At 62.8% G+C, this 18,258-nt stretch carries 18 protein-coding genes, 1 tRNA gene and 1 pseudogene; 7 read left to right on the top strand and 13 right to left on the bottom strand.

Going from position 1 to position 18,258, the window contains the following annotated elements; translation table 11 throughout:
- The first annotated feature begins 43 nt into the window (after window positions 1-43).
- Window positions 44-310 (top strand): Rho termination factor N-terminal domain-containing protein, encoded by a 267-nt coding sequence (locus FGU65_RS02030; protein ID WP_301662727.1) that lies wholly within the window; start codon window positions 44-46, stop codon window positions 308-310.
- Between the two features lie 10 nt (window positions 311-320).
- Here FGU65_RS02030 and FGU65_RS02025 read toward each other — a convergent pair whose 3' ends face one another.
- The 3 genes from FGU65_RS02025 to FGU65_RS02015 form a co-directional block, all read right to left on the bottom strand.
- Window positions 321-944 (bottom strand): class I SAM-dependent methyltransferase, encoded by a 624-nt coding sequence (locus FGU65_RS02025; protein WP_301662726.1) that lies wholly within the window; start codon window positions 942-944, stop codon window positions 321-323.
- 149 nt (window positions 945-1,093) lie between these two features.
- Entirely contained in the window at window positions 1,094-1,591 is a 498-nt protein-coding gene (gene msrB / locus FGU65_RS02020) for a peptide-methionine (R)-S-oxide reductase MsrB (RefSeq protein ID WP_437344428.1), read from the bottom strand.
- A gap of 38 nt (window positions 1,592-1,629) precedes the next feature.
- The gene (locus tag FGU65_RS02015; RefSeq protein WP_301662725.1) at window positions 1,630-2,724 is read right to left on the bottom strand and encodes a PAS domain-containing protein; all 1,095 of its coding nucleotides are present in this window, start codon (window positions 2,722-2,724) and stop codon (window positions 1,630-1,632) included.
- Between the two features lie 204 nt (window positions 2,725-2,928).
- Here FGU65_RS02015 and FGU65_RS02010 point away from each other — a divergent pair, with 204 nt between their 5' ends.
- Window positions 2,929-3,372: an FxLYD domain-containing protein gene (locus tag FGU65_RS02010; RefSeq protein WP_301662724.1), complete on the top strand. Its 444-nt coding sequence runs from the start codon at window positions 2,929-2,931 to the stop codon at window positions 3,370-3,372.
- A gap of 57 nt (window positions 3,373-3,429) precedes the next feature.
- The gene (locus tag FGU65_RS02005; protein WP_301662723.1) at window positions 3,430-4,125 is read left to right on the top strand and encodes a flavodoxin family protein; all 696 of its coding nucleotides are present in this window, start codon (window positions 3,430-3,432) and stop codon (window positions 4,123-4,125) included.
- 9 nt (window positions 4,126-4,134) lie between these two features.
- Here the strand turns inward: FGU65_RS02005 and FGU65_RS02000 are convergent, their stop codons facing one another.
- Window positions 4,135-7,062: a HEAT repeat domain-containing protein gene (locus FGU65_RS02000; RefSeq protein ID WP_437344431.1), complete on the bottom strand. Its 2,928-nt coding sequence runs from the start codon at window positions 7,060-7,062 to the stop codon at window positions 4,135-4,137.
- 69 nt (window positions 7,063-7,131) lie between these two features.
- Window positions 7,132-7,488 (bottom strand): annotated as a pseudogene (locus FGU65_RS15965) (HEAT repeat domain-containing protein); the annotation flags it as partial.
- Window positions 7,489-7,903: 415 nt separating this feature from the next.
- Between FGU65_RS15965 and FGU65_RS01995 the strand changes: the two are divergent.
- Window positions 7,904-8,959, top strand: coding sequence for a hypothetical protein (locus FGU65_RS01995; protein WP_301662721.1), 1,056 nt, complete (start codon window positions 7,904-7,906; stop codon window positions 8,957-8,959).
- Window positions 8,960-9,112: 153 nt separating this feature from the next.
- On the opposite strand, the gene FGU65_RS01990 is transcribed toward FGU65_RS01995, so the two are convergent.
- From FGU65_RS01990 to FGU65_RS01975, 4 genes are all read right to left on the bottom strand, one after another.
- A complete protein-coding gene (locus FGU65_RS01990) occupies window positions 9,113-10,267 on the bottom strand; it encodes a glycosyltransferase family 4 protein (RefSeq protein WP_301662720.1) in 1,155 nt (384 codons plus the stop codon).
- 298 nt (window positions 10,268-10,565) lie between these two features.
- Window positions 10,566-11,060, bottom strand: coding sequence for a Mut7-C RNAse domain-containing protein (locus FGU65_RS01985; protein WP_301662719.1), 495 nt, complete (start codon window positions 11,058-11,060; stop codon window positions 10,566-10,568).
- Window positions 11,041-12,054 carry an AmmeMemoRadiSam system radical SAM enzyme gene (gene amrS, locus FGU65_RS01980; RefSeq protein ID WP_301662718.1) on the bottom strand — a complete coding sequence of 338 codons (1,014 nt, stop codon included), beginning with the start codon at window positions 12,052-12,054 and terminating at the stop codon, window positions 11,041-11,043. Before amrS ends, FGU65_RS01985 begins: the two co-directional genes overlap by 20 nt.
- A 60-nt stretch (window positions 12,055-12,114) precedes the next feature.
- Window positions 12,115-12,261 carry a hypothetical protein gene (locus FGU65_RS01975; RefSeq protein WP_301662717.1) on the bottom strand — a complete coding sequence of 49 codons (147 nt, stop codon included), beginning with the start codon at window positions 12,259-12,261 and terminating at the stop codon, window positions 12,115-12,117.
- A gap of 45 nt (window positions 12,262-12,306) precedes the next feature.
- On the opposite strand from FGU65_RS01975, the gene pyrH reads away from it, so the two are divergent.
- From pyrH to nth, 3 genes are all read left to right on the top strand, one after another.
- Window positions 12,307-13,011, top strand: coding sequence for a UMP kinase (pyrH, locus tag FGU65_RS01970; RefSeq protein WP_301662716.1), 705 nt, complete (start codon window positions 12,307-12,309; stop codon window positions 13,009-13,011).
- A gap of 57 nt (window positions 13,012-13,068) precedes the next feature.
- Window positions 13,069-13,143 (top strand) — tRNA-Pro (locus tag FGU65_RS01965).
- Window positions 13,144-13,152: 9 nt separating this feature from the next.
- Window positions 13,153-13,812 (top strand): endonuclease III, encoded by a 660-nt coding sequence (nth, locus tag FGU65_RS01960; protein WP_301662715.1) that lies wholly within the window; start codon window positions 13,153-13,155, stop codon window positions 13,810-13,812.
- Between the two features lie 8 nt (window positions 13,813-13,820).
- On the opposite strand, the gene FGU65_RS01955 is transcribed toward nth, so the two are convergent.
- The 4 genes from FGU65_RS01955 to FGU65_RS01940 all read right to left on the bottom strand — a co-directional run bounded on the left by FGU65_RS01955 (window position 13,821) and on the right by FGU65_RS01940 (window position 18,182).
- Window positions 13,821-14,996, bottom strand: coding sequence for an inorganic phosphate transporter (locus FGU65_RS01955; RefSeq protein WP_301662714.1), 1,176 nt, complete (start codon window positions 14,994-14,996; stop codon window positions 13,821-13,823).
- Between the two features lie 5 nt (window positions 14,997-15,001).
- Window positions 15,002-15,631: a DUF47 domain-containing protein gene (locus FGU65_RS01950; protein ID WP_301662924.1), complete on the bottom strand. Its 630-nt coding sequence runs from the start codon at window positions 15,629-15,631 to the stop codon at window positions 15,002-15,004.
- A 104-nt stretch (window positions 15,632-15,735) separates the two neighbouring features.
- Window positions 15,736-15,999, bottom strand: coding sequence for a hypothetical protein (locus FGU65_RS01945; RefSeq protein WP_301662713.1), 264 nt, complete (start codon window positions 15,997-15,999; stop codon window positions 15,736-15,738).
- Between the two features lie 920 nt (window positions 16,000-16,919).
- Complete coding sequence (locus FGU65_RS01940) at window positions 16,920-18,182, bottom strand: IS110 family RNA-guided transposase (RefSeq protein WP_301662712.1); 1,263 nt, start codon at window positions 18,180-18,182, stop codon at window positions 16,920-16,922.
- Window positions 18,183-18,258: the final 76 nt, after the last annotated feature.

The following is an 18,258-nucleotide window of genomic DNA, read 5'->3' as shown; positions in this document are numbered from 1 at the left end:
CGGGAATACTATTATATGTTCTCCGGTTAAGCAGAGGGTCGATATGGCGACGCGGAAGCAGATCGAAGCCGCAAAAGAGAACATCCGGATGGCACACGAGAAACGGCGGGAGATGACCCTGCCGGGCCTCGAAAAACCGACGCCGGCACAGCAGCGGGCACGCAAAGAGAATATCAAGAAGGCACAGGATGCCCGCAGATATGAGTCGTGGACGAAGCGGGAACTCTACGAACGGGCACAGAACCTCGGGATCGACGGCAGGTCCCGGATGACCAAAGACGAGCTCATCGAGGCGCTGCGGGCACGATGATGTGCGGCGATCACCGCCCGCCCTGTTTTTCAAAGACCGCCTCGATCTCGGCCCGCGGGTGATCGCATCCCCGGATCCGCATCCGCCACCGGTGCGTCCGCACCGCGACGGGGCGGAACGTGCAGAAGAGGTCGCCGGCCTCTTCTTCGGTGAAGTAGTGGTTGACGATGCCGTCTCCCCGCTGATACGTACGCTCCTCGACTGCGTGCCCTTTTCCCGCCCGCATATCCTCCACGGAGAATCCGCGGAAGAAGAGGAGTCCGCCCGGCCGCAGAACCCGGGAGACCTCGGCGGCCAGCCGAAACCGGTCGGCAGCGAGGAGATGCCCTGCGATGTGGACGAGAAGGACGGCGTCGAAACAGCAGTCACGGAAGGGGAGGGTGCGGGCATCGGCGACGAGCATCCTCGCACCGAGCGCCGGGAACCGCGTGCGGCTCATCCCTACGGCGCTCGGTGCGATGTCGAGCGCGGTCGTCACCCACGGCCGGTCAGCAGCGGCCGCGAGCGTCTTGCCGTCGCCGCACCCGATCTCCAGCACCGCGACACCCGCCGGCAGGTCGGGGAGCTGCTCCGTCACCCCGCCCCAGCGCCTGCCGCGGCGGCGGTAGTCCTGATCCCAGGGATCGATCGTCACTCCCTTCCGTATGGGGCGCGGGTGCGGATAACAGTTCGGCAGCGCAGGGTCAGAGCACCCTTCGTCTGAACGGTATCACGGCCGCGGCAGGCCGTAGAGTGCCGCAGCGCCGGTACCGGCGAGGAGCGTACCCGGAACCGCCCGGAGGGTTATTTTTCAGGGAGGAACTGCAGCGACGCCGAGTTCATGCAGTAGCGCCGGTAGGTCGGCGGCGGGCCGTCCTCGAAGATGTGGCCGAGGTGTGCATCGCAACGGCTGCAGAGGGCTTCGATACGTGTCATGAAGAGACTCCGGTCGACCCGGGTGCTGACGTTCAGCTCCGAGACCGGCGCCCAGAAACTCGGCCACCCGGTCCCGGACTCAAACTTCGTCTCCGATGAGAAGAGGTCCGTCCCGCAGCAGACGCACTGGTAGATCCCGCGCTCCTTGCAGTTCCAGTATTTGCCGGTGAACGCCGCCTCCGTCCCTCCCTGCCGGGCGACATGGAACTGCTGCGGCGTTAAGAGGTCTTTCCACTCCTCGTCGGTTTTTCGCACCTTCTCGACGCTCTCCACGCTGCCCGTCCTGACAGTGTAGATGCGGACGAGTTCTGCCTTTCCCGCTGCTTCTCCGCGCTCCATCGGTATCGTCTCCGTATCCTCGAGCACCGATTCAAAGATATATAAACCATTCCCTCTCGGGCGGCTTAGCAATGCCGCCGCAGAAACCGGCGGACCTTCTCCGACTCGACCCATCCTTGGTCGAGCCGGTCGACGAGACCGTCGATGACGGCTGCCTGCCGGAGTATCTCTTCCGACACAGGCGAGTCGTCCAGGGCGGTGAGGCCGACGATCACCTGGAGCGGCTGGCGGACGAGGTCGCCGAGGCTGGCGAACTGTTCGATGTTCCGTTCGATCTGTTTGAAGGACATCCTCCGGATCTCCTCGACCCGCCGCCGCTCCGAGACATCGCGGGAGATCGACAGGACGGTCGTCCGCCCCTGCAGGGGAAAGTGGAGCGAATTAATCTCGACCGGGATCCTGCGTCCATCTTTGGTGACATGCTCCGTCTCAAAGAGGACCCGGTCGTTTAACCGGAACCGTTTCAGGATCGCCGACACCTCTCCGAGCTTCTCGGGCGGTACGATGTCCAGGGGCGAGAGGGCTAGCAGTTCGCTCCGCGTATAGCCGAGCCGCCTGCAGGCAACCTCGTTCACCTCGACAAACCGCGTCGGCACGTACTCCGGTGAGAGTTCGAAGACGAGGACGGCGTCGTTCCCCTTGTTAAAGAGCGTCCGAAACCGCTCTTCACTCTCGGAGAGGCGGTGCTCCGCCAGTTTCCACCGGGTGATCTTCCGGTAGATCTCAAGCCTGTTGTGGCGCATCGGGTAGAGGTTCACCGGGCGGCTCGTATATTCAAGCCAGTGCTCCTCGCCGCCGGGTTTGCAGAGGTGCAGCGGGAGATCGCGGACAGTTCTCTCCTCCTGCCGGGGCGCGGCGATGATCGTTGCAGCGCCGTCCGCATCTTCGACCAGTGGTGCGATGAACGTCCGCGCAAACACGCCGGCAGGCATCCCGGCAACGTCGCAGTCACTTAAGTCGAAGAACTGGCGCATGGCCGCGTTCACCCACCGAACCCGGTTCTCCCGGTCGATAAGAACGATCCCGTCCTCAAATTCATTCAGCACCTGGTAGATGGTGAAGAGAAGGAAGAGCAGCATGCCGGGATTCGGGTTCTGGTCAATGCCCTGCCCTGCGAGAGGGGCGGCGGAAGCGCCAGGAGCCGGGTTGTCGTTCAGCATAGTAGGAAGTACACTTCCATGAATACAAATTAATATTTTGCGAAATCTCTGCCGGAGATCGTTCCTCTCCGGGAGATCTTTCGGCAAAATGGGGCAGAACCGGATCGGTTATATTCCAGCATTCCGAAGACTGCATACTCCAGACCGTGGGCACAGCATCGGCATCCGAAGACAGCTGCTCCCCGGCCGGAACGGTGATTGCAGATGAAGATATACCCAAGCGTATTACTCGTCCTTGCCCTGATCTGCCTGGCCTCCGGTGCCGGGTGCACGGCGGCGCCTGCGGATACCGGCGGAGGAGAGACGGTGGCGAAAGCAGAAGCATCCGCTCCGGTGACCCTTGCACCGTCAGGCCCCCATCCGGTGCTTGCAGCGTCGATCGACGGTCTGCAGCAGGCGTACCGTGCCGACGGCACCTGTTACTACACGGCAACGGTGACGGTGGCCAACACCGGCGACGCCGCCGGACGGAACGTGGTCGCCAGGTTCCTGCTGGTGGACGACGAGAGCACTATCATCCGGTCGACCGAGACCGAGTTTCTGCCCAGGCTCGGGCCGGGAGAGAAGAAACGGTTCACCAAGGATCTGAACGGTGAGTGCGACCGCTCCTACCACCTGGAGATCGAGACCACCTACGACATTTCCTGATACCGGCAGCACCGGGAGAGGAAACAGTATGGGAATGACCAAAGAAGGGTGACAACCATGAAGATACTCGGGATCAACGGAAGTCCGCGCGGCTCGCGGAGCCAGACGCTGCGGCTGGTGAAGGCCGTGCTCGACGGTGCCCGCAGCGAGGGAGCGGAGGTTGAAGAGGTAGACGTCTGCAGCCTGCAGATCGAGTACTGCAACGGGTGTACGGTCTGCTACGAGCGGGGGGAGTGCATCAGGAAAGACGATTTCACCGGTCTTTACCGGAAGATGCTCGCAAGCGACGGCATCGTCCTCGGGTCGCCCAACTACATCAATGCGGTGACGGGCCAGCTCAAGACGCTCCTCGACCGGATGGCGGACGCCATCCACTGCCAGATCTTCACCGGGAAGTACGGGTGCGCCGTCTCGACCGCCGGCGGCTCCGGGGCGGACGAGGTCGCCGATTACTTAAACAGCACTCTGCAGATCATAGGAGCAAACACCGTCGGCAAGGTCGGCGTCGTCCTCGGGCCCGATCCGGAGGCGATCGTCCCTGCAGAGCGGCATGCCTACGAGCTCGGAAGAAAACTCGTCCGGGCGATCCGTGACCGCACCACCTACCCCGAACAGGAGGAGCTGCACGAGGCCATGGCCGAGCGGATGCGCCGTCTCGTCATGGCCAACAAAGACCGCTGGCACCACGAGTACGAGCACTGGCAGTCGATCGGCACCGTTCCCGAACGGCTCGAAGAGGGGAGAACAGAGTAGCCTCCTGCCTCACTCGTTCTCCGCGCCTCCCCTCTCCTCCACCGTTTCATCGCTCTTTTCGTCCGTTTCCGCGCCGATCTTCTCGAGAATCCGCCTGAGCGCTGCGGCGTGCCCGGATTCAGCATCGTCGAGCGCCTCCTGCAGGGATTCCCGGACGCTTGCGCCCATCCCGACGAGAGCCTGTTCGGCACGCCGCCGCACGGCAATATGATCGTCCGCGAGCGCCCGCACGAGCGGGGCCGCCGCGGCGGCTCCCCCGATCCGGGCGATCGTCTTGACGGCGCTCATCCGGACATCGGTCGACGGGTTCTCAAGTTCGGCGCCCAGCGTCTCGACGGCGGCCGGGCCGATCTGCTCGACCTCGGCCCAGCGCTCCCGCGCGATGGCGTAATAGACCTGCTCCGCCTCGGACGAGGGCGTCCAGCCGAGGCTGTCCAGCGCCTCTGCGACCCCCATCTTCAGCTCCGCATCGCCGTGCATGAGCGCTTCCATGAGGTGGTTCTGCACGAGGCCGTCCGGGTCGCGCAAAGCCTCAAGAGCCACCCGGCGCACGCGGTCGTCGACGTCGTTCAAGGCCTGGATCAGCGGCCGGATCGCACGGCGGTCGCCGATGTAGCCGAGGGAGCGTGCGGCAGCCATCTGCACGGCCTCGTCACGGTCGCGGAGCGCGAGCACGAGCGGTTCGATCGCCTGCTTCTTGCCCATATACCCGAGCGCCTCCGCCACAACCGCCCGGACCTCAGCGTCCCGCTCGCTGTGCAGTGCCCCGACAAGCACCTCGATGGAGCGGTCGTTTCCGATCTTGCCGAGGTTCCGGGCCGCGACCATTCTGACGTAACGGTCGTCGTCGTGCAGCGCGTCCATAAGCGGGTCGACCGCGACGTCCCGCATCTCACCGAGGACGCTTGCCGCGGCCATCTGGATCTCGGAGTCTTCATCTTTGAGCGCCCGGATCAGGCCTTCGACGGCGGGACGGCCCATCATGATCAGACGGGTCGCCGCCCCGAGCTGCGACGTCCAGGTCTTCTCCCGCAGCGCATCGATGAGACGGGAGATCTCCTGCTGTCCGTGCTCTTCGAACGCCTTCCGGTCATCCTGGTGGATCGTCTTCTTCTTTTTCTTCTTTTTCTTCGGCGCCGCAGTCTCTTCCTCCATCTGCTCGCCGAACGCCCTGCGCCAGACATCGAGGACCTGACGTTTCTTCAGCGCCTCCGAGGCCTTTGCCCGCACGTCCGCATCTTCGTCGTGCAGGCCGCCCATGAGAGCCTCCGTCGCCCGGTCGTCCGTGATCTTCCAGAGTGCATCAATGGCCGCAAGCCGTTCGTTCTTCGACCCGTTCTTCAGCACCAGCGAGAGGGGGGCGATGGCCGCCTCTCCAAGGCCGCCCACAGCCTGGGCTGCAGCCCACCGCACCTCGGCTGCGGGATCGCTGAGGAGGTCGACCAGCGGCGGGACAGCCCGGCGATCCTTCATCTCTCCGAGCGCCCGTGCCGCAGTTATCCGGACGACGACCGGCCGGTCGCCGAGCACCGCAACGAGTGCATCGAACGCATCCTCGCCGATCGCCGCCAGGGCGTCAGCGGCCGCGTTCCGGACGCCGTAGTAGGGGTCGTCGAAGAGGGCGATCAGCGGCCGGATTGCACGCGGGTCCGCGAGCCTGCCGAGCGCCGCCGCTGCAGCGATCCTGACGTCCTGGTCCGTGTCCCGGAGCACGGCGATCAGCGGCGGGACGGCTCTCTGGTAGCCCATGTCGCCGAGCGCCTCGGCCGCAGCGATCCGCACGACGTAGGCTTTGTCCGAAAGCGCCCCGATGAGGGGATCGACGGCCGCCTCGCCCATCGCCCTGAGCGCCTCGACCGCGGCTGCCCGGATCGTCTCATCCGGATCCCGCAGCGCGTTGATGGAGCGTTCCAGCGCTGAGGACGACTCGGGTTCGATCTCCGGCTCCAGATCCTGCAGCAGCACCTCCTCTTCCGCCGGCTCTTTCTCAGGAATGTCGAAGGTCGTCAGCTGCGGTTTTGCGTCATCGACCAAAACCTCTACCGCCTCTTCATCTGCCTCCGCCCCTGCAAATAGCTCCTCATCGAACTCCGGCGGTATCAGCTGGTCGAGGGAGATCGCCGGCTTCGCATCCGCAACCGGTTCCCGGAGCTCGCCCTTTGTCTGCGCCCAGCGTTCCATGGCCCTGCGGTTCTGTCGGATCAGATCTGCAAGGTCCTCCTGTTTCGGCGGGGCGGGAGCGGCCGGAGCCTGCTGCTCGGCGGCCCCGGGCGTCGGGGGAGGCGGCGCCTCCTTTTTCGGTTTCGCGGGCTCGTTTTTCTTTGCCTGATACGTCGGTTTCCCGTACCGCTTCTCGAACCGCTGCTGTATCGCCAGCCCTTCCTTTATCTCGCGCTCGTAGACGTCGGACGTCTCCATGACCGGCCGTGCCCGTGCCTCGTCCTCGTTCAGCCGTTTGATCACCAGCAGCGCCCGTGCCGCCGCTTTCTTCTGAACCGGATCTTTGCTCCGGCACGCCCGGCTGAGTCCCTCAAGGCCCGGCACGCCGATCTTTCTGAGCGCCTCGGTCGCACCCGCCCGGACACCGGAGTGATCCTCCCGCAGCGCCAGGATCAGCGGCTCGACCGCGGCCCGCCCCATACCGGCGAGTGCCGTCCACTGCTCTTTGGCGATCAGGTACTGTATCCGTTGCAGCACGGTATCCGGCCGCCACCCGAGCCTGTCGAGCGCCCATGCAGTCTCCATCCGCACCTGGTGGCAGTCGGTGTCCAGGATACGCAAGAGGGGAGGCTGTGCCCGCACGTCCCGGAGCTCGCCGAGCGCCTCGACCGCTGCAACCCGCACCGTGGTATCGGGGTCGCCGAGCGCCTTGACGAGCCCGGGAACCGCCCGGGACGACCCGAGCCTCCCGAGCGCCCGTGCCGACTCGCGCCGCACCCGCGCCTCCTTCTCGGCAAGGCCGCGGCTGAGAACGGGAAACGCTGCATTTTTGAGTCTGACGAGTTCTTTCCAGTCGTCGGTGAGAAAATAGAACTCCGCCGCTTCATCGGGCTCACCGGGCTTCCATTTCAGTCGCGACAGCGACCGTGCAGCCTCCCGCCGGACGAGGCGGTCGGGATCGCCCAGGAGTTCCCGAAGTGGCGGAACGGCACGCTTTCCCATTCCGGCAAGCGCGATAGCCGCACCCAGCCGGATGACCGGCCGTTCATGACGGAGCGCCGGAACAAAAGCCTCAAAAGCCGTATCCCCATTGCCGGCAACGGCGTCCGCAACGGCGTACCGGGCATCGTCGGTGGTCTGGATGAGCAGCGAAAGAATGAGCGGCAGCGACGATGCGTCCACCGAAGCCAGCCCTTCCGCCATCTTCCCGCGGGCTTCCGGACCTGCCTGGTTCAGCGCCTTCACCAGCAGGGGAACTGCGGCCGCTCCCGCCCCACAGAGGGCTGCAGCGGCCTCTCGCCGGATATCAGGGCTATCGTGCGCCAGCGCCCGCACAAGGCCCTCGAGATCGCCGTCTTCCTTCAGTCGCCCGATGTTCGGTCTGAACCTGTCAAAGATTGCCATGGTGTATGCACGTCGCGGCTGCTCCCCGCCGGACCTGGCGGATCCGTGCGGCGGCGCGGGGAAAATTCCCGCACAATTACGTGGTAGTTTCTCCTGCAAGCCAATAAATGTTGCATTTCTCCTCCACACGGACACCTCCCGGCCATCTCTTCCGGGTCGGACCTCACAGGAGAGGCGAATCTTTATCGCAGAGAAGATCGGTATACGCTGACCCATGGTGGCGCTTGCTATTACCCGGCTGCCGGAGATCGTGGACACGCTTCCTCCCGGGATGGCCGAACTCTTTGCCAGGTTCTATTCCTGGTACAGCGAGACCGGGCACCTGGTCATTCCCGACGAGATGCAAAACTGGGTGCACGAGAAGTACGGACGGATCGAGACGCAGCAGGTCGTCCGCGTGACCAACACCCTGACCGGCGAGAGCACCCTCTACAACTCCCTCCGGGCAAAACGGCCGATCATGACACCCCGCACCGAAGACGCGGCAGACCTGCTCAAAACACCGCCGGAGGGGCCGTTTGCAGACCCACTGCGGGAGACGCCGGCGGATACCTTCGGCAGGATCGACGGTGAGTACTGGATCACGGCGAGCAACATCGCCAAGTACGACTACCTGCACGGGCTGATCATCTCGAAAGCACAGGACCTCTTCGTCACGGACGAGGCAGCCGTCCTCGACCTCTTCAACGTCGCAATCCGCTGGTGCCAGGAGGCAAACCGCGAATACCCCCGGGCGGTATACCCATTCCTCATCTGGAACGTCCTCTGGCGGGCGGGAGCAAGCGTCATCCACAATCACGCCCAGGTGCTGCTCACGCACCAGCCCTACCGTTCACCGGGATGGATGGCGCGGGTGCGGGAGGAGTATCGGAAGACCTACGGCAGCGAGTACTACGACGACCTCTTCACTGTCCACACCGAGCTCGGGCTCGGCGAGACGTTCGGCACCGCACGGGTGATGGCACACCTCACCCCGAAAAAGGAGCAGGAGGTGCTGGTGCTCGGCCGGACCCCGCACGACCTCGCTCCGGCGCTCTCCCGGGTGCTGCTCTGCTACCAGCGGATGGGCATTCTGAGTTTCAATATGGCCGCATACATGCCGCAGCTCGAAGAAGAGGATTACTACTGCGTCAGGCTCGTCAACCGGGGCGACATCACCGTACGGACGTCCGACATCGGCGGCATGGAGTTCTATGCGGGAACACCGGTCGTCTCCGCCGACCCCTACCGGCTGATGGAGCACCTCGCTGCGGTGCTGGCGGGCGGGTGAGCGTATCACCTGCTTCCCGGGGCTTTTCCCTCTTTCCATCCGGCAAGGAGGTATTTTTCAGTGGACGGCCATGGAGTGCCGCACAGAGCAGGAGGCACCGGAACGTGGAGAGCATCGCAAAGGAGCGGGATAAAAGAGAGGATGCCCGCCCGCTCAGCAGGGGGGAGCCAGTTTTTCTCCGGTCTTTTTGTAGGTCTCCGTCAGCGTGGCGCCGATCGTCTCCCACCGGAAATGCCGGTCGACCTTCCGGCGCCCCTCGCGTCCGAGGGCTGCGATCCGGTCCGGGCTCCCCGCCACCGAGATGAGCCCTTCTGCGATGCTCTCGGGCTGCGGGGAGGCTTTGACGCCATCGGTGCCGTGCTCGATGTTCTCGGCAAGGCCGCCGACGTCGGAGGCGACCACGCACCGCTCGGCGCTCCAGGCTTCGAGGAGCACAAGCCCGAAGGGCTCGTTCCTGCTCGGGATGACCACGACGTCTGCGGCATTCAGGAGCTGCAGGTGATCGGCGTCGGATGCGTGCCCGAGAAACCGGACCGGCAGCGCGGACGACCGCGCCTCCAGCGCCGGCCGCATATGCCCGTCGCCGACGAAGACGATCTGCCCGTCCTGCTGGTGCTCCAGAAGTGTCGGCACGGCGTCGACGAGGATGTCGGGCCCTTTCTGCCAGGCGAGTCTCCCGACGAAGAGGATGAGCGGCGTCCCGGGGTCGATGCCGTAGGCCGTCTTCACCTCGTCCGGGTTCACGATCGCTCTGTACTCCTGCGGGACCACGCCGTTCGGGACAACGTCGATCTTCCATTCGGGGACGTTGTAGAGGTGCATCGCCTCGCTCCTGAGCGTGGCCGAGACCGCCGTAACCCGCCGTGCGATCAGTCCGCCGTACCACTCCTTGGCCGATATCTCCCGGTACGCCCAGCCGTTGCCGAAAGTGTTGCCGCTTCGGCCGTACTCGGTCGAGTGATAGGTGAAGACGGTATCCCGCTCCTGCAGAAGGTGCATCGCCTCGACGACGTGCCAGTCGTGGAAGTGCAGCACGTCGAACGACGGGGTGTCCAGTTCGCGGAACCGGTCGACCATGCCGTGGCTCATATTTGCGCAGTAGTGGATGATGTCGTTCCCCCAGGGGTTGCAGTAGTGGTAGTGCACCCCGCCTATCTCTTCGCTCGGCCGCGTGCCGCGGGTGAAAAAGTGTATTTCATGATCCCGGGCGAGCGTTTCTGCGAGGTGCGTCGCCGCGTTGGCAAGCCCTCCAACTCTCTCGGAATAGAGCGATTCCCAGCAGAAAAAAGCAATCTTCAGACTTTCCATATGGTCCCCCTCTGTATTTTTCAATCCGGCGCCGGTTCTCACATCCCCGGCCCTCCGGCAGCCGGTGCCCGGATGGCGGCTCCCCTGCCGGAAAACAATCCAGGAAATGTACCGGCCCTCTACACCGGCGTTTTTAGCACCCGATTTTACCCATTCTGGCGAAATTTGCCCGTTTTACCGGTGCAGATCCGGGCAGTCGGTGCTCCCCCTATACCGCAAAAGTAGATAATGGTTTCCGGGATCGATGGTAAATGGCGCTGATGCCCGTTTTTCGGGAGAGGCAGTCGCGGGATCGGCCTTACCCGATCTCCTGCAGCCTGCGGATCATATGCCTCCCGTGCGAGCCCATCCAGTAGAGTTTCCGGCAGCCGGTGCACCAGAAGAAGTCTGTCCCGGGAGATTCCCGCGGGGCGTAGGGCGTCTCGCGGATCTCCTTCTGCGTGGCGGGGCGCAGGCGGGTGTTGCAGAGGGAGCAGCGGCTCATCCGGATCTCCGGGACGACATATCCCGTCTCCACGAGCTGCCGGACCTGCTCGATGACCTCCTCCGACCGGATGAAGAGCGCCGCATCACCCCCACGCCGGGCGAGTTCACGGTCGCGGGTGAGGAGGATGCGGCCGCTCTCCCGGGCAATCTCAAGGAGGACGGTATCTTCCCGGGTGTTGCCGCGGGAGAGGGCGTTGGCGCTCATCGTGTCGTAGCCCATGAACCGAAGGTAGCGGGTGAGCGTCCCGAGCATCCTGTCCGCGAGGAAACGGACATCACCTGCATCTTCACCGGATCTCTGAGACATACGCGATATACTCACCGCAGGCAGTGCATTTGTGATCATCGAGCCCGCGCAGCACGGTCGAGTAGCCTGACCGCTCGATGGCGAGCGCTCCGCAGGACGGACAGTAGGTGTTCTCGTAGGGATGATTGAAGACGTTGCCGAGGTACGGGTAGTGCAGCCCGAGCTCCTTTGCGTGGTTGTAGATCTTCTCGAGCACCGCGACGCTCGTCGGCCCCCTATCCTGCATTTTGTAATCGGGGTGGAACCGGGTGAAGTGCATCGGCGTATCGGGTCCGAGGCTATCGAGCACCCAGCGTATCAGCGAGTCCATCTCCTCGATCGAATCGTTCAGCCCCGGGATGACGAGCGTGACCGTCTCGATGTGCATCCCGAGTTCGTGAGCGATCGCGGTGGCGTTGAGGACCGGCTCAAGCTTCCCTCCGCAGACCTTTTTGTAAAACTCGTCCGAAAAGGTCTTGATATCGACGCGGAAGGCGCTGAGCATGCCGGCGAGTTCCCGCAGCCCCCCCTCGGTGATGTAGCCGTTCGTGACGTAGACCGTGCCGAGCCCCCGCTGCCGGGCGAGCGTCCCCATGGCGAGCGGATACTCGTGCCAGATGGTGGGCTCGTTGTAGGTCCATGCGATGCTCTGTGACCCCGAGCGGACCGCCCGTTCCACCCCCTCCTCCGGGCTGATCTCGCTGAGCATCTGCTGCTCGAGCGTTGCCTGGGAGATATGCCAGTTCTGGCAGTGGCTGCAGTGAAAGTTGCACCCGATGGTGCCGAGCGAGTAGCACAGCGTGCCCGGAAGGAAGTGGAAGAGCGGCTTCTTCTCGATCGGATCGACCGCCTCGGCACTGACCTTCCCATAGGTTGCGGCATACAGCGTCCCCCCCCGGTTGATCCGGACGCCGCAGACACCCGCCCTCCCCTCACGGATGGTGCACCCGTGCGGGCAGAGTGAGCAGTGCACCTTCTCGTCCTCGAGCTTCTGGTAGAGTCGCGCTTCGTGCATGGGATCACCTATGGGGAAGAGGGAGCCCCGGGTATATAAGGGGTAGGATGCGGCCGGAGGTTACCGGTCGTCCCGCTGCTCTTCGTCGTCGCACTCGACGATCAGCGCCCCGCGGTAGCCGCAGCGCTTGCAGACGTAGATGTTTCCGGCATAGCCTCCGACGATCGTGTAGACTTCTGTGCTTTTGCAGATCGGACAGTGCAGCATCTTCAACAGGTATATGAGTGATCTGCAGGAAAAGTATATGGTAGAATGAAGACTATCGTCATCTCACTCGGCGGCTCGGTTCTGGTGCCGACGCTTGAATCGCACAATATAGAACGATACGTTGCTGTTCTCAAAAAAATCGCTGAAAAATGCCGTGTTTTTGTGGTTGTCGGTGGCGGTGGCGAGGCGCGCCGGTATATCGGTGCGGCGCGGCAGCTCGGCGTCGATGAAACGACCTCCGACGAGCTTGGGATTCTGGTGACCCGCCTGAACGCCCGTCTCCTGATCGCAGGTCTCGGGGCGGCCGCGTATCCCCGCGTGGCCGAAGACTACACACAGGCGAAGGAGTTTTCCGGGGCTGGCAGGATCGTCGTCATGGGCGGCGTCACCCCTGCCCAGACGACCGATGCCGTCTCCGCGGTGCTCGCTGAGGGTGTCAGCGCTGACCTCCTTATCAACGCCACGTCGGTCGACGGCATTTATAGCGCCGACCCGAAGAAGGACGCAGGCGCCGTCCGGCATGAGCGGCTGACGCCCGCAGGACTCCTCGATATCATCACCCAAAGCCGCCTCGACGCCGGCGCGAATACCGTCCTCGATATCGTCGCCGGAAAGGTCGTCGAGCGGAGCGGCGTTCCGCTGCTGGTGCTGGACGGCCGCGACCCCGAGAACCTCTCCCGGGCGGTTCTCGAAGGACAGTATATGGGGACGCTGGTCGGGACCGGCGAGGCCTGCCCGCTGCCGGTCTGAGTGACTCTCTCCAGGCGGCAACTATTTTTGCCGGCCAGTTCAACATATATGAGCACAGGGGTAGTAGGGTAGCCTGGTCCATCCTAGAGCGTTTGGGACGCTTTGACGGCAGTTCGAATCTGCCCTACCCCATCTGGAACCATGGATGCGGATACGGCTCGCACAATCCACCGCCGCCTTCTTGCGCAGTACCCGATAGAGGGTGGCAGGACGAATTTCATCCCCTTTGATAACCCTTTTGAGTCCCTCATCCTGACGATCCTCTCGGCGCAGACGACCGACGCCTCCGTCATCGCCATCCGTGAACCGCTCTTCTCCCGCTATCCGACGCCCGAAGCGCTCGCAGAGGCGGCGCCCGAGGATGTGGAGCAGATCATCCGCACCCTCGGGTTCCACCACGCCAAGTCCCGCTACATCGTCGCGACCGCGCAGAGGATCGTCCGGGAATTCGGCGGTGAGGTTCCCCGGACGATGGAGGAACTCCGGTCGCTGCCCGGCGTCGGGAGGAAGACCGCGAACATCGTCCTCTCGCACGCATTCGGGATCAATGTCGGGATCGCCGTCGATACGCACGTCAGGCGCGTCTCCCACCGCCTCGGCATGACCGACAGCAAAAACCCGGATATCATCGAGCGCGACCTGATGGCGCTGCTTCCGGAAAAGACCTGGGGGGAGATGAACTATCTCCTCATCCGGCACGGCCGGGCGATCTGCACGGCGCGAAACCCGAAGCACGAGGAGTGTTTTCTGTGCGACCTCTGCCGCTACTACCGGGAAGAAGTAAAAGGAAAAGAGTCCTGAAATCCGGCTTATAGCCAGATCGCCTGGTAGACCAGGAAACAGAGCCCGGCGACGATCGCCGCCGCCGGAATCGTCAGGATCCATGCCGCGACGATCTCGCGGACGATGCCCCATTTCACTGCAGAGTAGCCGCGGCTCGCACCGACACCCATTATCGCACCGGTCGTGGCGTGCGTCGTCGAGACCGGCACGCCGAAGCTGGTCATCAGCGAGAGGACGGCACCGGCGGACGTCGAGGCGCAGAACCCCTGGTAGGGCCGGATTTTGGTGATCTTCTTCGCCATCTTATCGATGACGCGCCACCCGCCGAGGAGCGTTCCGAGCGAGATAGCGAGGGACGAGGCGAGAATGACCCAGAGCGGCACGGTAAACTCGGTGAGCAGCCCGCCGGCCAGGAGCAGCGCCGTGATGATCCCCATGGCATTCTGGGCGTCGTTGCTCCCGTGGCCGATCGCCTGAAACGAGCCCGAAAAGATCTGGAGGTTGCGGAAGATACCGCCGAGCCGCCGGGGCGGGTGATTCCGGACAGTGCGGACGACGACGAGGGAGAAGACGAACGCCGATATCAGGCCGAGCATCGGCGAGACGACGATGAAGATGAGGACGGCCAGAATCCCGCTGATCTCCAGGACACCGGTGGCGATGAGGAGCGGAAACGTCAGCGTCAGCCCGATCAGGATACCGAGGCCGACGTATGTGCCAACCTTCTCCCCGTGGCGGAGCGCAAGGGCCGCGAGAACGACCGCCCCGAGCGCTGCACCGGCAAGGCCGTAAACGGCAACGAGCTCGACGGCCTCTGCGGTTGGCCAGAGGATCGCCGATACCCCGGCACCGGCTATCCCTGCGCCGAGGAGACCGCCGATGAGCGCATGGCTGCTCGAGACCGGGATGCCGAAGTACGAGGTGATGAGCACCCAGAGAACCGCGCCGATAAGCCCAACCAGGATGAGCGGCGGGGTGAGGAACGTCGGGTCAACAATGCCCTTTCCGATTGTCTTTGCGATAGCCGTCGTGAAGAGCAGGGGGCCGACGAGGTTGAAGACACCCGCCAGCACCACCGCCTGAATCGGCGTGAGCGCCTTGGTGGCGATGATGGTGGCGATGGAGTTCGCGGCATCGTTGAGCCCGTTGGCGAAGTTGAAGAGCAGTGCAAGCGCTACTCCTACGAGGATAACAATCTCCATAGGTATCAGGAATGCCTGATAGCGATGTCGCTCAGGGTGTTGGCCGCATCCTCGCACTTGTCGGTGGCGACCTCGAGATTCTCGTAGACGTCCTTGAGCTTGATGATGGTGATCGCGTCCTTCGTCGTGAAGAGGTCGCGGATGGCGCGCCCGAGTACCCCGTCCGCGATGTTCTCGAGACGGTTCACCTCAATACACCGCTCCTCAATCCCTTTCGGATCCTTGATCGTCCTGATGCCCTTGACGGCTCCTTCGACCTCGACGGCGCTGAGCTGGATCAGTTTTGCAAGCTCAACCATCGCCTCGTCCGTCTCGGGGATGCTGTACATGTACATCTGCTGGGCGGTGCCGTCTATGTAGTCCAGGATGTCGTCCAGCGCCGAGGCAAGGCGGGATATCTCCTCAGGCTCAAGCGGCGTGATGAACGTCCGGTTCAGGTGTTCGTAGATCTCGTGCGTGATCTCGTCACCGGCGTGCTCGATATCCTTCATCCGCCGAACCTTCTCTTTGACGTCCGTGTAGTTCTCGACGATATCGACCAGGAGAGCCGCCGCCTGTGTCACCGTCTCCGCCTGCCGGTCCAGGAGGTCAAAAAAGATCCGATCCTGCGGTACAACCCATTCCTTGATTCCCACGATAATCACCAGAGTGTTGTGTCTGCTATCGCAAATAGGGATCGTTTTTTCTCCGGAAACCCTGCGGTATCGCCCCCCTCACGGGAGAGGGAGCGGAAGAGGGGCTACACCCCGCTCTGAAAGAGATCGCCCCCATTTTTATTGACGAGAGCAATGAACCCGAGTCCCCCGGCGATGTCGAAGATCAGAAAAAGGAGAGCCTGAACCGCCGTGAGGCTCTGGACGTTCAACGGGTTTCCCAGAATGCCCGGGGCAATGCCGGGCAGGGGAAGCGCTGCGAATTGTGCAGGAACGGCAAGAATCAGCATTTGAATGATCATCGCCCCCGTTACAAATTGCAGCGCATACATCAGAGAATTCCCTTTCATTGACTGAATGTTGGCAGCAGGCGATAATTAAATTACCTGACATATATCCCTTTCCTCCCGGGAGAATTTTCATTGCTTTGGAGATATACGATGCAAATAATGCAGACCCGATGCTTTCAGGAGATGCCTCCATGAATTGGTGAAAAATATGCAGAGGGAGCAGGGGAGTGCTCGGACGAGGACTGACACTGTCTTTCGGAAAAGTCCGACCATATTTGCGGTACTGCTTTTGAGAATGCGTGCGGGACATCTTCATGGGTGGTTCAGGGGAGGAGGTATCCCCCGACGCGATCGGGTAGCGCCCTACGAAACAACTGATACTCCCGTTGTTGCGATCGCGTCCGGGAGTTCCCGATTGATTGCACCCCGGGGCACGGCTTTCCATTGGGTAGCGCCATGACTGCCCCCGCCCCTGGGGGCGGGTGAAGTATGCGGATCTTTGCGTAAGACAGGGGAGGGAGGAAGCCCCCATACACGCTACCGTGTCCTATGGGCGCACCGAAATTCCTGGTGCTATCGGGGGGGGTCCAGGCAATTGATGAGGTCCCATCTCTTGCTCCGGATGACCGCAATCCGGAGTATTCGGGAGCACGGCTTCCCATTGGGTATCGCCATGACTGCCCCCGCCCCTGGGGGCGGGGGAGGGGGAGGAGGCCGGAGGCCGGGTGGGGTGGGGTTGACGATGTCTGTGGATCTTCGCGGGAGACAGGGGAGGGGAAAACACCTCCCCGTCAGCCCCACCCCCATGGCGATAGCCGCCACGGTCCACGGCATGTGGGCATGCGTGAGAAAACTTCGGGAACCGGCCAGGTCAGGCACCAATCTCGTCCGGGAAGCATGACAGCCGGAATAGGGCTTCACCAGAGCCCGATAACGGATATCTTCTCCCCAGGTTATTTCCTATGTAAATAGGGCAGGGATTAGCCTCCCTGCACTCCTTTAAACTCAATGTCGTTCCGGGGCTTTGTGATCACGTAATTCAGTCGAGTCAGGAGGGCAATCGCACTGCGCTCCCGCCGGTGCAGGTTTTTGTCCTCAAGGAGATCCCCCTTCACCTTTTCCGGACGATGCGACTCCTCGTAGAATTCCCGGTTCATCAAAAGATGCCAGAGCAGGCGGAGAATTTTATGGGCAAGGGCGACAATTGCTTTGAGGTAGCCGATCCGCCGCTTCAACCGCATAAAGTAGCGGTGCAATGCGGAGTGCTTGGTTCGTGCTGCCGCGTGTGCAACTTCCACCAGGATCCACCGCAGCTGCCGGGAACCCTGCTTCGTGATCGTCCCTGTCCTGAGAGTGTCGGCAGACTGGTAAACAGAAGGAACAATCCCGCACCAGGCTGCGAGTTTTTCTGCAGAGGGGAAGTCACGGTAGTTCCCGATCTCGGCAAGGATGGTGACCGCGGAGGTGACCCCGATCCCCGGGATCGAGATGAGGATCTCAAGGTCATCTCGCCGATCGACGAACCCGGCGATCACTTCGGTGTCGATCTCCGCCACCTTTGCATCGATCACCTGAATGATCTCCAGATGCTGTTCAAGCAGAACTCGGTCGACCGGGCCGAGATGGGTGTGCAGTGCATCAAGGAGAGCTTCCTTCTTCTTTTTGATCCGGGCAACAGGGATGCGTTCCACGATCTCCTCGATCGCGACTCCATCGAGGAGGCTGCGCAGGATAAACTGCCCTGCTTTGCCGAAGATATCGGAGACCACCGATGCCAGATGGATCCCCACCGCTTCGAGGATCTGGTGAACGCGGTTGACATGATCGGTTCTCTCCTGAATGAGTTTGTGCCGTGCCCGGGTGAGTTTGCGCAGTTCCCGGTCATCCCGCCGAAAGATCCGGGACGGTTTGATCAGACCGTTCCGGGCAAGCTCCGCGATCCACTGGGCGTCGTTCCGGTCGGTCTTCCTGCCCGGGATTGCCTTGATCTGGCGCGGGTTGGCAATTATGACCTCCATGTGATCCTCTAGCGCAAGGAACAGGGGATACCAGTAGACGCCGGTCGATTCAGCGGCAACGAGCTGGCAGCCATACTGCAGCAGCCATTGGAGCAGTTCCAGCAGTCCGGACTGGCTGTTGGTGAAGCGTCCGAAGATGCTGTCTCCGTCGGCGGTGATCAGGGCAGCGACAAGAAACTTTTTGTGAACGTCAACGCCACAGACTACTTTGTCGTTCGACCTCATCGTTCGACCTCCATGTGGGGAGGAACTGTCAACCTCGGAGGCACTTTCCTAGCCGCGTTCGGGGACGCACGTATGC

Source organism: Methanoculleus frigidifontis (genome assembly GCF_030464345.1).
Taxonomy (GTDB): Archaea; Halobacteriota; Methanomicrobia; order Methanomicrobiales; family Methanoculleaceae; genus Methanoculleus_A; species Methanoculleus_A frigidifontis.
Note: the sequence above shows the minus strand (reverse complement) of the source record. Positions and strands in the feature narration are given on the sequence as shown.